Annotated in this window: 14 protein-coding genes; 6 read left to right on the forward strand and 8 right to left on the reverse strand. The window is 75.1% G+C overall.

What is annotated here, in order from left to right; genetic code table 11:
- Nucleotides 1–47: 47 nt before the first annotated feature.
- The 3 genes from BKE41_RS32020 to BKE41_RS08150 are packed head-to-tail and all read right to left on the reverse strand — an operon-like array spanning nucleotide 48 to nucleotide 4,128.
- Nucleotides 48–662 carry a WGR domain-containing protein gene (locus BKE41_RS32020; RefSeq protein WP_245295924.1) on the reverse strand — a complete coding sequence of 205 codons (615 nt, stop codon included), beginning with the start codon at nucleotides 660–662 and terminating at the stop codon, nucleotides 48–50.
- 47 nt (nucleotides 663–709) lie between these two features.
- On the reverse strand, nucleotides 710–3,010 hold the full coding sequence (locus BKE41_RS08145) for a DUF5682 family protein (RefSeq protein ID WP_245295925.1): 2,301 nt from the start codon (nucleotides 3,008–3,010) through the stop codon (nucleotides 710–712).
- 8 nt (nucleotides 3,011–3,018) lie between these two features.
- Nucleotides 3,019–4,128, reverse strand: a complete 1,110-nt coding sequence (locus tag BKE41_RS08150) for an AAA family ATPase (protein WP_070999045.1) — start codon at nucleotides 4,126–4,128, stop codon at nucleotides 3,019–3,021.
- 631 nt (nucleotides 4,129–4,759) lie between these two features.
- Between BKE41_RS08150 and BKE41_RS08155 the strand changes: the two genes are divergently transcribed.
- Complete coding sequence (locus BKE41_RS08155) at nucleotides 4,760–5,041, forward strand: hypothetical protein (RefSeq protein ID WP_012318383.1); 282 nt, start codon at nucleotides 4,760–4,762, stop codon at nucleotides 5,039–5,041.
- A gap of 131 nt (nucleotides 5,042–5,172) precedes the next feature.
- Nucleotides 5,173–5,604, forward strand: a complete 432-nt coding sequence (locus tag BKE41_RS32025) for a hypothetical protein (RefSeq protein ID WP_245295926.1) — start codon at nucleotides 5,173–5,175, stop codon at nucleotides 5,602–5,604.
- 29 nt (nucleotides 5,605–5,633) lie between these two features.
- On the opposite strand, the gene BKE41_RS08160 is transcribed toward BKE41_RS32025, so the two are convergent.
- The 5 genes from BKE41_RS08160 to BKE41_RS08180 form a co-directional block, all read right to left on the reverse strand.
- Nucleotides 5,634–8,873, reverse strand: a complete 3,240-nt coding sequence (locus BKE41_RS08160; RefSeq protein ID WP_024830561.1) for a CusA/CzcA family heavy metal efflux RND transporter — start codon at nucleotides 8,871–8,873, stop codon at nucleotides 5,634–5,636.
- 11 nt (nucleotides 8,874–8,884) lie between these two features.
- Complete coding sequence (locus BKE41_RS08165; RefSeq protein WP_070999046.1) at nucleotides 8,885–10,264, reverse strand: efflux RND transporter periplasmic adaptor subunit; 1,380 nt, start codon at nucleotides 10,262–10,264, stop codon at nucleotides 8,885–8,887.
- A 134-nt stretch (nucleotides 10,265–10,398) separates the two neighbouring features.
- Nucleotides 10,399–10,770, reverse strand: coding sequence for a hypothetical protein (locus BKE41_RS08170; protein ID WP_012318388.1), 372 nt, complete (start codon nucleotides 10,768–10,770; stop codon nucleotides 10,399–10,401).
- 63 nt (nucleotides 10,771–10,833) lie between these two features.
- The gene (locus BKE41_RS08175; protein WP_070999048.1) at nucleotides 10,834–11,874 is read right to left on the reverse strand and encodes an AraC family transcriptional regulator; all 1,041 of its coding nucleotides are present in this window, start codon (nucleotides 11,872–11,874) and stop codon (nucleotides 10,834–10,836) included.
- Nucleotides 11,875–12,127: 253 nt separating this feature from the next.
- The gene (locus BKE41_RS08180; RefSeq protein WP_020095106.1) at nucleotides 12,128–12,307 is read right to left on the reverse strand and encodes a hypothetical protein; all 180 of its coding nucleotides are present in this window, start codon (nucleotides 12,305–12,307) and stop codon (nucleotides 12,128–12,130) included.
- Nucleotides 12,308–12,513: 206 nt separating this feature from the next.
- Between BKE41_RS08180 and BKE41_RS31580 the strand changes: the two genes are divergently transcribed.
- The 4 genes from BKE41_RS31580 to BKE41_RS08195 all read left to right on the forward strand — a co-directional run bounded on the left by BKE41_RS31580 (nucleotide 12,514) and on the right by BKE41_RS08195 (nucleotide 13,805).
- Entirely contained in the window at nucleotides 12,514–12,690 is a 177-nt protein-coding gene (locus BKE41_RS31580) for a hypothetical protein (RefSeq protein WP_165850988.1), read from the forward strand.
- 36 nt (nucleotides 12,691–12,726) lie between these two features.
- On the forward strand, nucleotides 12,727–12,969 hold the full coding sequence (locus BKE41_RS08185) for a hypothetical protein (protein WP_012318392.1): 243 nt from the start codon (nucleotides 12,727–12,729) through the stop codon (nucleotides 12,967–12,969).
- Between the two features lie 151 nt (nucleotides 12,970–13,120).
- On the forward strand, nucleotides 13,121–13,486 hold the full coding sequence (locus BKE41_RS08190; RefSeq protein WP_070999049.1) for an energy transducer TonB: 366 nt from the start codon (nucleotides 13,121–13,123) through the stop codon (nucleotides 13,484–13,486).
- Between the two features lie 106 nt (nucleotides 13,487–13,592).
- Nucleotides 13,593–13,805: a hypothetical protein gene (locus BKE41_RS08195; RefSeq protein ID WP_012318394.1), complete on the forward strand. Its 213-nt coding sequence runs from the start codon at nucleotides 13,593–13,595 to the stop codon at nucleotides 13,803–13,805.
- Nucleotides 13,806–13,870 lie beyond the last annotated feature (65 nt).

Genomic DNA, 13,870 nt, shown 5'->3' on the forward strand with positions numbered 1-13,870 from the left:
AATGCGTGAACGCCGCCCGGGCCGCCGGCCCGTGCGGTCCGGGCTTGTCACCCCAGAGGCGCTGATTCAGCGCCGGGCAGGCCGCCTCGAGCTGCTCCAGCCAGCGCCGGGCCTCGGCCCGGTCGGGGGCCGGCGGCGCGCGCGTCGAGCCGCGCGGCGAGGCCTCGGCCTGCGCGCGGGCCTCGTCCGGGGCGGCCGCCAGCAGCGGGCGACCCGCGCCGCGAAGGCGCCCAGTCGGCCGCGGCGTCGAGGGGCGCGCCGGGACGGCTGCGCGTGGCAGGGGCGTGCCGGAGAAGATCGGGGCCGTGCCGGCGTCCGGGCGCGGCGCGCCTCCGCCCGGCGGCGGGGGGGGCGGGACCTCGGCGGGCCTCCGGATCGGCGACCCGGGTTCCGGCGGCCCGGGCCGTCGCCGCGCTGCCGACCCGGGAGTCCGGGTCCGGCCCGGCGGGCGCCGGGTCGCCGGCCGGGCGATAGCCCTTGCCGGTCTTCTCCCGCACCAGCCGGTCGCGCTCGGCCTGCGCCGCCTGCGCGCTCGGGAAGAGCTTGGTCTTGGACTGCCCCTGCGTGCCGATCCGCCCGAATCTCACGATGAGAACGCTGTCCTCGGTTCCGGCCTCCCAGAACTTCGCCGATGATCCCGCCGTCAGCTCGTAACGCTGCATGCAGTCCTCTCCCGGTGGCGCGGCAGTAAAATTTTCCTTGTCGGGTCTCAGGTCAACCCGTAGCGGGCGAGCCGCGCGGCCACCCGCGCCTCGCGGGCCAGGGCCTCGGCCTGATCGGCCGGGCGCGCGCGCTGGCGCATCCAGGCCAGGGCCTCGACCTCGGCCCGGGCGGCGCCGAGGCCGCTCCGGCGCAGGATCGCGACGGCGATGCGCTCGCGCTCCCGGGGCGGGAACCACGCGAACGCCATCCGCAGGGACGGCAGCGCCCGCAGGAAGTCGTCGTCGCCCCAGGCCGCCACCAGCCCCTCGACGGACGCCAGGGTGGCGTCGGCGGCGATCTCCTCGCGGGCGAGGGCGAACAGGCCGGCGAGGAAGTCGCCGAGCGTCGCGGGCAGGCCGAAGCGGCGCAGCCGGGCGAGGGCGGCCTCCGGGTCCGATCCGGCCGCGCCGCAGGCGACCCGGAAGCCGAGCGCCGCCCCCGCGAGGGCCGGGGGCGTCTCCGGGTCGGCGAGGCGCCGGCCGAGCATGGCGGCGAAGGGCGCGCGCAGGTCGTCGAGGCCCGGCACCTCCGCGCCGGCCTCGCGGAACAGGTCGCGGCAGGCGAGGACCAGGGGGATGGCGCCGAGCCCCGCGCGCGGCTCGCGGATGCCCTCGAGAACGAAGAGCGCCCGGGCCGCCAGGACGGCGCAGAGGCGGGCGAGGGCCGGCCGCGCCGGCGCGAAGGCGTCGCCGAACCGGTACAGCCGCACGATCCCGGCCCCGGCGGCGCCCAGGGCCGCGGCGTCGTGCGCCGCCGCGATGCCCGCACTGAGGCGGGCCAGCAGCTCGCCCTCCAGGGTGAGGCCGGCGAACAGCGCGTCGGACAGGGCCCGGGTGAGGACGTCGAGGGCGTCGGGCGCCGCCTCGACCCGGGCGGTGATCCGGGCGGAGGCGGCCATCTCCAGGGTCCCGCCCCAGACCGAGGCCTCGATCAGGGCGCCGAGCCAGTGCGGGTGGCGCGCGAGCGTGAAGCGCTCCCGCGGCAGGCCGGGCTCGGCCCGGTCCGGCCCCTCGCGGGCGATCCCCGGCAGCCCGAGCAGCACCAGCCGGTGCAGCAGGTGCGCCCGCGCCCGGTCGGCCGGCTCGGCCCAGTCGAGGTCGACGTGGCGGCGCACAGGCCCCGGCTCCAGGTCGGCGGCGCGCAGGCGCTCGGCGACGTCCGCCACGAGGGGCGGCTGCCGGGTGCCGGGGGCGAGGCGTCCCTCGCGCCGGCCGGTGAGCGCCCGCAGCATCGCGGCGAGCGCGGGGTGGCCGGGCGCGGCGCCGCCGGCCGCCCAGGTGGGCGGGCGGTCGAGGGCGTCCTTCACCAGGGCGGCGAGGGCCGCGTCGATCAGGTCGGCGCGCAGGATCGCGGGATGGGCGCGCAGCCGGGCGAGGGCCTCGGCGTGGACCCGCCAGGCGACGCGGTCGGCGGTGGAGACGACCTGCCCGGCCTCGCGCAGGGCCGCGGTGATCGCCGTCATCGCCCAGTCGGCCGCGGGGGCGAGGCCGGCGGAGGCGACGCGCTCGTAGTAGCCCGGCGCCGGCATGCCGGCCGCGTAGCCCGAGAACCGGTCGAGCCGGGGATAGGCGTAGGGCACCACGTAGCTGCCGGTGCGCAGGTCCGGCCCCGGCGGCGCCGGCTCGGGCCGGGTCCCGTCCGCCCGCGCGGCGTGGCGCCGGACGGCGTCCGCGTGCCAGCCGCCGCAGACGAGGACGACCGGCCGGTCGCCGGCCGCCCGCAGGGCGTGGGCCGCGTAGGCGCCCATGAAGCGCTCGCGGGCCTCCTCGGCGGGATCGTCCGTGCCCGGCGGGCGCAGCAGGGCGAAGTAGCGGTCGAGCCGGGCCGGCAGCTCCGCCTCGGGCGCCGCCTCCGCGAGGACGTCCCAGAGGGCGTCCTGGTCGGCGACGCCGAGGGCGGCGGCGAGCGCCCGCTCGGCCGCCTCCGCGCGGGCCCCGTGCGGGTCGGCGTAGCGGTTGGCGCGGCGCCCGAAGGCCGGATCCCAGGCCGGCAGGTCGCAGAACAGCGTCTCGGCGCCCACCGCCCGGCCCGCCTCCAGGGCCTGCCATTCCGGCGAGAAGGCGCAGAACGGCGTGTAGGAGGCGGCGCTGCCCGCCGCGTCGGCCCGGAACGAGAAGATCGCCACCGGCAGGTCGTGGCCGAGGGCGAGGTCGGGCAGGTGCGGGTTGAAGTCGACCGGCCCCTCGATCAGCACGAAGGCCGGCCGCAGCGCCGCGATCGTGCGCCGGACGAGCCCGGCGCAGGCCGGCGAATGGTGGCGCACGCCGATGACGGTCAGGCGGCCGGGATCCGGCGCGGGACCGCTCATTGCGGGCTTCATTGCGGGGTGAGGAGGTGCCGCGCCGCGTAGAACGCGCGCCACGCCGCGCCGGAGCGGCGGCTGACGCGCTGGTCGAGGTAGCGGCGCAGGCGGGCGAGATCCTCGGCGTCGTCCTTGGCGGCGGTGCCGGCGAGGCAGGCGACGATGTCCTCCGGCTGGCCGGCGTCGCCCCGCAGGAAATGGGCCTTCACGCCGATGGCGTGGGCGACGCTGACCGCCTCCGCGGTGCTCATCACGGACGAGAGCCGCTCCATGCCGGTGCCCTCCGTGTCCACGGCCTCGCGCAGCTCCCGGAAGCAGGTCACGAGCAGTTCGAGCACCTCCGGATCCGGGCCGCGGGGCACGCCGGAGCGGGCGAGCAGCGCGGTGGCCTCGCGCTGCACCAGGGCGAGCTCGGCCTCGAGATCGGCGATCGGGAACACGGTCTCGAAGCCGAACCGGCGCTTGAGGGCCGCCGACATCTCGTTGACGCCCCGGTCGCGGGTGTTGGCCGTGGCGATCAGGTTGAAGCCCTCCCGGGCGTAGACCATCCCGTCCGCGCCGGTGAGTTCGGGCACGGGGAGCACCCGGTCGGACAGGACCGAGAGCAGGCTGTCCTGCACCTCCAGCGGGCAGCGGGTCAGCTCCTCGAAGCGGACGATCCGCCCCTCGCTGAGGCCGGTGTGGAGGGCGCCCGGCACCAGGGCGCGCGGGCTCGGCCCCTCGGCGACGAGCAGCGCGTAGTTCCAGCCGTAGCGGATCTGGTCCTCGGTCAGCGACGCGCCGCCCTGGATCGTCAGGGTCGAGCACCCGCTGATCGCGGCCGCGAGGAGTTCCGAGAGCAGGCTCTTGGCGGTCCCGGGCTCGCCGATCAGCAGGAGGGCGCGGGAGGTGGCGAGGGTGACCATGGCCCGCTCCACCAGGGCCGGGGCGCAGACCACCTTGGCGGGGGTCGCGCCGTCGCCGCAGATGAAGCGCCGGACGGCCTGGAGCGAGAGCTGCCAGCCGGGCGGCCGCGGCGCCGTATCCTCGGCGCGCAGGCGCGCGAGCTCCGCGGCGTGGACGGCCTCGGCCGGGGGTCTCTGACGCGCCTCGCGATCGCCGCCCGCCCGCACCGCCTTCGCCATGCACCCGCCCCTGCCGTCGCGCCGACTCGGTCGACGTGTCCTGCGATCGGCAGATCATGCCCCGGCACGCGCGGGTCTCTCAAGCGGTTCCGCCTATCCGCGATCCCGTCGCCAAGCATTGGCGGCCCGGCCGCGGGCATTCACCGGTCCGGGCGATCCGGCGGACGATCAGGATCGGGCTAGTCCCGAAGACGGCCTACATCGACACCAAGCACAGCGTCAGGATCGCGACCTCGAAGACGATCCATCCGCCGAAGACGACGACCAGCTCCCAATCGGTTCTCTCTCCAGTCTTAGCCAAAGCGTACATGTTCGACCTCCTCGCGGAGCCCGATAGGCCGCAAGCGAATTCAGTCACCACGATGAAATGCAACGCGAATGAATATCTAAACAGGTTCTGCAACGGATTGCAATTGTGCGCACCCGCGCGAGCGCGAACATAAATCAATACATCGCCATAGAAATGCGCCCCCGCCCGCTTCGACGCGGAATTATCGCATCGCAGCAAGTATTGTCCCGCAACGCGCCGCCCGCGCCGGACCGGTCCCGGTGGCGTGAACGGGATCCGTCCGGCCGCGTTGCCCCGATACGCCCGGAGAGGCGGCCTGGGGAAACGTTCGAGGGTTCGCACATGAAGACGTTGATCAGCCTGACCGTCGCCGGCCTCCTGGCAACGGGCGCGGCCGCCACGGCCGCGGAGAATACCGGTCCCCGGATGCAGGGCTCGCCCAACGCGGCCGGCTACACGGGCAAGGGCGAGACGGGCAAGGGCGAGACGACGGGCACCACCACCGGATCTCCGGGCTCGGAGATGCCGAAGCAGGATGGCCGGATGAAGGGGCCGCCGAACGCGGCCGGCTTCCAGCCGGGCGGCAGCGACGCCGGCGCGGCCGGAGCTTCGGGCCGTCGCTGATCGGGTCCTGGCCCCGGCGTCGCGATCGATGCCGGGGCCCCGGCATCGACCGGCCTCGACGGCGGCCGAACGGGCTGCGCAACGCGGAAAGCCCCCGGAGACACGGCGCGCGCAACGACATCCCCGCTACGGTGACGGCGATCGAGCGCGGAGATGTGATGGCCCGGGTCGAGGTGGAGCCGGTCGGCACCGCCCACCGCGTGGCCTCGGTCATGAGGGTCGACTCACTGGAAGAGCCGGACCGCCCCAGGAGGGCGACACCGTCCACGCGCTCGCCGAGGCGGTGCGCGCTGCTGGTGAAGCCGCAGCCGCCGGGCGCGGGGCCGCCGTCATCCCGTCGTCATCTCGTCGTCATGCCGTCGTCATCGGGCTGGCCTAGGGCGGCGCCTCCCGCCCACCCGACCGGCTGCGCTCACCCGATGGATTGGTTCGACCTGCCCGAAGACACCCGCCCGTCATCGCCGGCCGACGAGAGCCGGATGCGGCTCTACATCGCCGTGGGGCTGATCGGCATCGGGGCCCTCGGGATGGTCGGCGGGATGCTGCACATCCTCCCCGCCTGACGAAAGGCGCGGCGGCGGCGCGGGCGCCGTCAGGCCGCACGGTCCGTCAGCGGCTCGGCCCCGACCGCGCTCCGGACGGCGGGTCCGGCGCGCCCGAACCGCGCGTAGAGCGCGGGCAGCACCACCAGGGTCAGGAGCGTCGCGCTGATCAGGCCGCCGATCACCACGGTGGCGAGCGGCCGCTGCACCTCGGCGCCGGTGCCGGTGGCGAGCGCCATCGGCACGAAGCCCAGGGAGGCGACCAGCGCGGTCATCGCCACCGGCCGCAGCCGGGTGAGGGCGCCCTCGCGGATCGCCGCCCGCAGCGGCCGCCCCTCGGCGACGAGCTGCTTGATGAAGGTCAGCATCACGAGGCCGTTCAGGACCGCGACGCCCGAGAGGGCGATGAAGCCCACCGCGGCCGGCACCGAGAGCGGCATCCCCCGCAGCCACAGGGCCGCGAGGCCGCCGGTGAGCGCCAGCGGCACCGCGCTGAACACCAGGAGCGCGTCCCGCGCGCTGCCCAGCGCCGAGGTGAGCAGCAGGAAGATCAGGAAGAAGCACACCGGCACCACCACGGTGAGCCGCGCCTGAGCCGAGGCGAGGTTCTCGAACTGGCCGCCCCAGGTCACGGAGGCGCCCGGCGGCAGGGTCACCTGCGCGGCGACCTTCCCCTGCGCCTCCGCCACCAGCGAGCCGATGTCGCGCCCGCGGACATTGGCGGTGACCACGACCCGGCGCCGGCCGTTCTCGCGGCTGATCTGGTTCGGGCCCTCGCTCACCGAGAACTGCGCCACCTGCCGCAGGAGCACGGAGGCGGCCCGGCCGTTCGCGCCCGGGGGGAGGGGGACGGGCAGGTTCTCCAGAGCCTCCCGGTCCTCGCGGACCTGGTCGGTCAGGCGCACGACGATCGGCACGCGCCGGTCGCCCTCGAACACGAATCCGGCGTCCCGGCCGCCCATGGCGGCGCCGATCACGTCCTGGATCGCCCCCGTGCTGAGGCCGAGCCGGGCCGCCTCGGTCCGGTCGATCCGGATCTCGAAGACCGGCAGGCCGGCGATCTGCTCGACCTTCACGTCGTCGGCCCCCGGGATCCCGCGCAGGATCGCGGCGATCCGGTTGGCGGTCTCCAGCATCGGCTCGAAGGCGTCGCCGAACACCTTCACGGCGAGGTCGCCCCGGGTCCCGGCGAGCAGCTCGTTGAAGCGCAGCTGGATCGGCTGGGAGAACTCGTAGACGTTGCCGGCGAACTCGCTCAAGGACGCCTCGATCTGCTCCTGCAGTTCGGCCTTCGACAGGCCCGGGTCAGGCCACTCGGCCTGCGGCTTGAGCATCACGAAGGTGTCGGAGGAATTCGGCGGCATCGGGTCGGTGGCGACCTCGGCGGTGCCGGTCTTCGAGAACACGTAGGCGACCTGCGGGAACTTGGCGATCACCCGCTCCACCTTGAGCTGCATCGCCTGCGACTGGGTGAGGGAGGTGGACGGGATCCGCGTGGCGTTGAGGGCGATGCTCTTCTCGTCGAGCTGCGGGATGAACTCGGTCCCGAGCCGGGTGGCGAGCAGGCCGGCGCCCGCGAGGAGGAGCAGCGCCGCCCCGACGAACGGGGTGGGCGTCCGGATCGCCGCGGCGAGGACGGGCCGGTAGACCGCCTTCAGGCCCCGGACGAGGGGGTTCTCCGCCTCGGTGACCCGGCCGGTGAGGGCGACGGCGATCAGGGCCGGCACGAAGGTCAGCGACAGCACGAAGGCCGCCGCCAGGGCGAGGATGACGGTCAGCGCCATCGGCTGGAACATCTTGCCCTCGACCCCCGTGAAGGTCAGGAGCGGGACGTAGACCAGCATGATGATCGCCTGCCCGTAGAGGGACGGCTTGATCATCTCCTCGGCCGAGTCCCGCACCGTCTCCAGGCGCTCCTCCAGCACGAGCGGCCGCCCGACCGCGCGCTGCCGCTCGGCGAGGTGGCGGAGCGCGTTCTCCGTGATGATCACCGCCCCGTCGACGATGAGCCCGAAATCCAGCGCTCCGAGGCTCATCAGGTTGGCCGAGATCCTGCCCTCGACCATGCCGGTCACGGTCATCAGCATGGCGACCGGGATGACCAGCGCGGCGATCAGCGCCGCCCGGATGTTGCCGAGCAGCAGGAACAGGACGACGATCACGAGGGCCGCGCCCTCCGCGAGGTTCCGGCCCACCGTGCGGATCGTGGCCTCGACGAGCCGCGTCCGGTCGAGGACGGTCTGGACGACGATGCCGGGGGGCAGGGCCCGCCGGATCTGGTCCATGCGGGCGTCGACGGCGGCCGCCACCGTGCGGCTGTTCTCGCCGATCCGCATCAGGGCGGTGCCGATCACGGTCTCCTGCCCGTTCTCGCTCGCCGAGCCGGTGCGCAGGTCGCGCCCGATCCGCACCGTGGCGACGTCGCGGATCCGCACCGGCACGCCGCCGCGGCTCGCCACGACCACGTCGGCGATCGCCTCCGGGCTCTCCAGGCGGCCGGCGGCGCGGACCACGTAGCTCTCGCCGTTATCCTCCAGGTAGCGGGCGCCCTGGTTGGCGTTGTTGGCCTGAAGCGCCCGGGCGACGTCCGCGAAGGAGAGGTCGAGGGCGGTCAGCTTCGTGGGGTCCGGCTGGACGTGGTACTGCTTCTCGAAGCCGCCGATCCCGTCGACGCCGGCGACGCCCGGGACGGACTTGATCTGCGGCCGCACGATCCAGTCCTGCACCGTGCGCAGGTAGGCGACCTGCTCCAGCTCCGTCCTGAGCGCCTGGCCCTCCGGGGTCCGGTAGCTCCCGTCCGGCTGCCAGCCCGGCCGGCCCGCCGGCACGGTCGCGCGCTCAGGCAGCGGCGCGTACTGGACGGACCACATGTAGATCTCGCCGAGGCCCGTGGAGATCGGGCCCATCCGCGGCTCGACCCCGGAGGGCAGGTCCTCCCGCACCTGGGCGATGCGCTCGGCGACCTGCTGGCGGGCGAAGTAGATGTCGAGGGACTCGGCGAAGACCGCGGTGATCTGCGAGAAGCCGTTGCGCGAGAGCGAGCGGGTGTACTCGAGGCCCTTGATGCCGGCGAGGGCCGTCTCGACCGGGTAGGTGACCTGCCGCTCGACGTCGGCCGGCGACAGGGACGGGGCCAGGGTGTTGATCTGGACCTGGTTGTTGGTGATGTCGGGCACCGCGTCGATAGGCAGCCGCGTGAGCGCGGCGGCGCCGAACCCCGAGGCCAGCAGCACGAGGAGCAGCACCAGCCAGCGCTGGCGGACCGAGACGGCGAGGATGCGGCTGATCATCGTCCGTCTCCTCAGTGGTCGTGGCCGGCGTCGGCCTTGCCGAGCTCGGCCTTCAGCAGGAACGCGTTGCCGACCGCGATCTCGGCGCCGGGCTCGAGCCCGGCGGTGACCTCGTAGGCCTCGTCGTCGGACCGGCCGAGGGTGACCGGCCGCTTCTCGAACCCCTCGGCCGTGCGCACGAAGACGGCGCTCCGGCCCGCGATGGTCTGGACGGCCGCCTTGGGGATCCGGACCGGGACCGCGTCCTGCGCGATCTCGACTTCGGCGGTCACGAAGGTGCCGGGCCGCCACGCGAGGTCGGGATTCGGCAGGGCGACCACCACGCGGGCCGAGCGCGTGTCGGGGTTGAGGAAGGGGCTGACGAAGATCACCCGGCCCTCGGCCCGGCGCTCCGCCTCGCCCGTCCGGCCGGGCGTGACCGTCACGCGGGCGCCCTCCCGCACCTGGGCGAGGTCGAGGGTCGGCACCGACAGCTCGATCCAGACCGTGGAGAGGTCGGCCACCGTGTAGAGGTCGGCCGGATCGCCCTCCTTGCCGACCGCCGTTCCGACATCGACCTTGCGCTCGACGATGCGCCCGGCGAGCGGCGCCCGCAGGGGGTAGCGGCGCAGGGTCGACTGGTTCGGCGTGGCCTCGTCGCGCTTCTGCGCGGCCGCCACCTCGGCGGCGTCGAGGCCGAGCGCCGACAGCTTCTGGCGGGCGAGGTCGACCCGGAGCCGGTTCTCCAGATAGGCGGCGCGGGCGGTCTCGAAGGCCGCCTCCGAGGCGCTGCGCGAGGCGAGCAGCTTCTGCTGGCGCTCGAAGTTGATCGTCTGCAGCTCGGCCTGGACCTGGGCGGTGAGGTACTCGCTCTTGGCGTCGGCGACCTCGCGGCTGTCGAGGATGGCGACGACCTCGTTCGTCTGCACGGCGTCGCCGAGGCGCTTGCGCATCTCGGCCACGGTCCCGACCACCCGGGCCGGGACCCGGGCGATCCGGTCGGTGTCGGGCGTGATCGTGCCGGGGACGAGGAGGTGGCGCGCCAGCGTGCCGCCCCCGACCGTCCGCGTGACGATGTCCTGGCCGGCGACTTGGTCGGGCCGCATCCGGATCGTGCCCCGCTCGTGGGCCTCGTCGGCGCCGTGCGCGTGGCCGTGCGCGTGGCCGTGCGCGTGGTCGTGGTCGGCGTGATCGTCGCCCGCGTGCGGATCGGGCGCGGCCTCCGGCCGGCCCGGTGCGGCGGCCGCGGCGCGATGATCGGGATCGTCGGCCGGAGGGCGGGCGAGCCCGGCGGCCGCGAGGGTCTGCCGGAGACGGTCGGGCAGGGTGGGGACGGCGGGAACGGCGGAGCCGAGGGCGAAGCCGGCGGCCAGAAGTGCCGCGGCGGCGGCCACGGACGGGACGATGCGCATGGGGAAGCTGCTCGGCCGGGACGGCGGGGTGCCGCGCGCGGCGGTCCCGGGAGGTCCCGTTCAGGTGTCACGTGAGGGCGAACCCGGAGCCTGTTCGGAATCCGGGCGGGGCGCCGCCCGCGGGCGGCGTCAGCTCAGGCGCGCGGGGGCCGCGGCAGCCGGTCGGGACTCACGGAGGGGCGGCCCTGGGCGAGGGCGCCCGGCCGCAACCGGCCCGGGGCGGCCGGGGGCGCGATCTCGGTCGCCTCCAGGCGGGCCGCCTGATGGCAGCCGCAATGGAGGTGCTCCGAGAGGCCGGGATCGACGGTCGCGGGGGCCGCCGGCGCGTCGAGGGCCGGGCCCTGGCTCCGATCGTGATGGCCGCCCGCGTGGAAGGCGAGATCCGCCGCGAGGCCGACGCCCGGGGCGGCGACGGTCAGCGCCAGGACGAGCGCGAGCGTGCGGGCGACGAGCGCCCACCAGCGCCGCGCCCCGGCCGGGCGCCTATGCCGAACCCCGAAGGTCATCGCGGCCCTTATGGTCCATCCGACGCCGGGGGCACAAGGTCCGGGTTCCGGCCCCGGACCCGCTCAGGCCGCCAGCTTGAGGACCCACTGGTAGAAGTCGGTCCAGGTCTCGGCCTGGGCCGGCGGCTCCGCGGCCGGGAACCGGGCGGGCTCGGCCGCGGCCTGGGCGCGGACATCCCGGGGGGCGCAGCCGAACTCGGCGCGGAAGGCCTGGGTGAAGTGCGCGGGGCTCTCGAAGCGCCAGCGATACGCCACCTCGGAGATGCGGGCGAAGCGCCCGTCGCCGGCGGCGAGGTCGCGATAGGCGCGGGCGAGCCGGCGCTGCCGGATGTAGCCGGATACGCCGCCGAGGGGGACGAACAGCCGGTAGAGGGCGCTGCGCGAGACGCCGAACCGCAGCCCGATCGTCTCGGCGGACAGGTCCGCAGAGGCGAGCTCGGCCTCGACGAAGCGCCGGATCGCGACGAGCAGCGGCGCCCGCTCGGGCGGCTGCGCGCCGCCCTCGTCCAGCGGCAGGCCCAGGGTCGCCGCCCCGAGCAGCGCGGCCGTGGCCTCGGCCGCCGCCGCGGCCTCCGGCTCCGAGAACCCCGTCGCGTGCGCGCTCAGGGAGCGCAGGTGGTCGTTGAGCATCCGGCCGAACGGGGTCGCGCCCCGGATCACCGACCCGTGCAGGGCGTCGAGGGCGCTCTGCCGGGCTCCGAAGAGCGGGCGCGGCAGCACCACCGTGATCGCCTCGTAATCCGTGGAGGCCGCGGAGAGCGGCTGCGACAGGTCGAACAGGCAGATGTCGCCGGGGGCGCAGTCCCGCTCCCGGCCGCCGATCGTGACCCTCGACTGCCCGGAGACGCGCATGTGGGCGACGATGTGATCGACGCCCATCCGGGCAGTCAGGGCCCGCGCGCGCACGAACTCGAGCCCGGAGGCGCGGGCGCTGCAGACGATCGCGGTGCCGAGGTGCCGGACCCGGGACTGCCCGCGGAAATCGGACAGGTCCTCCCGGCGGATCGTGAAATCCCAGAACGGCGCGACGGCGTCGCGCCAGTCGTCGGCCTGACGAGGGCCCGGGCTCTCGCCCGTGAGCTCCAGGATCGGTTTCGGTCGCATCGCCCGTGTCGGTCCCGACCGGGCGCGGCCCGGTCACGCCGACAGTATGGCGATTCTGCCTGCCCAGAAAAGTGGCACTCCGTTCCAATCACCGGACTCTGGGCCGCGCCCCGTCCCGGCGGGGTCGGCAAGGGCCCGGCAAGGGATCGGCAAGGGCCCGGAAACAGAACGTCCCGCAGGCCGGGTGGCCGCGGGACGGAGAGTTGCACGGTTGTGAGGATCGAGGGCTTCGATCCTGACGGTTAACCGACCGTTACCGGCCGCTCGGGGCCGCGCCGCTGCCGGTGGCGCCGTTGCCGGTGCTGTTGTCGCCCGCGGGAGCGCCGGGGGACGAGGTGTTGCCGTTGGGGGTGCTCTGCGCGGCGGCCATCCCGGCGCTCCCGGCGACGAGGGCGAGGGCGAGCAGGGCGGACTGGACGGTGCGGCTGGTCATGGCTCTCCTTGTATCCCGATCGGGTTCTCGACGTGGGTTCTCGCCGTGCCGGCCCGTGCCGGCGTTGGCTGGAGAACCGCCGCCCGGCGCCCCCGTTCCCGCCGGGGCAGAGCCGGCGCGGATCGGCCGCAGCCGCCGACGGCCGTTCGTCGGGAACACCCGCGACTCCCCCGAGCTTGTCCGAGGGTCGAGACCGGGGGCGTGGCGTGAAGGTGTTCCGGATCATGCAGGCGGCGACGGGCGCGGTTCTCTGGAGCGGCGCTGCGCTCGATCCCCTGGCGGCCCTCGACGCGATGGCGCGCGCCGCCGGCTTCCGCGACCGCACCCGGATCCCGGACCACCTGCGGGCCGGCGGCCTCCACGTCGAGGAACTGCGGGCCTGATCCCGCCGCGCCGGCGGACCCATCCGGAGGGATACCATGACCAAGCTGTTCATCGCGCAGGTGCGCGACGGGGGCGGCGAGCGGCCGCTCGTGACGGTCCGGGCCGAGGCCGAGGGCGAGGCGCGCCTGTTCCTGTCGGCCGCCTATCCGGAGGCCGAGATCGCCCACGTCGCCGAGCCCGGCGACTGGACGAGCGACGCCGATACCGGATCCCGGGCCGGGGACATCCGCGAGCATCCCGGCGTCGCGTGGCAGGCCCCGTCCAGCCTGGCGGGCTGAGACGCGCCCCCCGGGCCGCCCAGCCCATCCCGGCCGCCTGAACCGGTGTGGACCGGGGAGAAGTGGCGAGAAGCGGGGAGAACCGGGCGGTGCGGACAATTGGAGCGACGCCGTTCACGGGTCCCTAGGGGCGCCGCACCGAAGGTGCCGCATGCGTTCCGCCGATCCGACCCCGCGCCTGTTCGCGGCCGCGGCCGCCCTCACCGGCACCGGGATCCTGATGTGCCGGACCGAGCCGTCCGGGGACGGGATCCTGATCGGCCTGTTCTGCCTCGGGCTCTGGGCCCTCGGGACCCTCGCGGCCCGGTCGGAGCGCCCGGTGCGGCCCGCGCCGGCGAGGCGGCCCATCGTGCTGGAGGCGGTCGTCGTCGAGACACCCCGGTCCCCGCCGGAGCTTCTGCCCGCACCGCGTCCCGCGGCGGCCCGGGACCGCGCCCCGGCGGGATTCGCCCGGCTGCCGGAGGTTCCGACGCACCGGCAGCGCGTGGTCGAGCGCTCCACGCGCAGGCGCGGCTAGCCGCAGTCGAACACGCCCCGCTTGGCTGTCGGCCACGGTCGCGAGCTTCTGCCGCACCGCCGATCCCGGTCTCCCCGCGTTGCCCGCAGCCACTCAGGAGATCAGCATGGCCGACAAGTCCGCCGACACGTCAAACGTGACGACCTACACGGTGAAGCAGGCCCTGGCCGCGAAGGTGGCCGACCACATCGAGATCGCGGTCGAGGCGCAGGACGGCACGAAGCTCAAGCTCGTCGCGACCGCCGACCAGCTCGACGCGCTCGTGGGCGACCTGGAGACGATCCTGGACGCCGACGACGCGGAGGGCGAGGCGGCCTGAGCGGAGCGCGGGCGGCTCCGACCGCCGGACGACGGCCGCCCGCGCACGCCGCGCGGGCGGCCCAC

The sequence above is a fragment of the Methylobacterium sp. C1 genome (genome assembly GCF_001854385.1).
In the GTDB taxonomy this organism is placed as follows: Bacteria; Pseudomonadota; Alphaproteobacteria; order Rhizobiales; family Beijerinckiaceae; genus Methylobacterium; species Methylobacterium radiotolerans.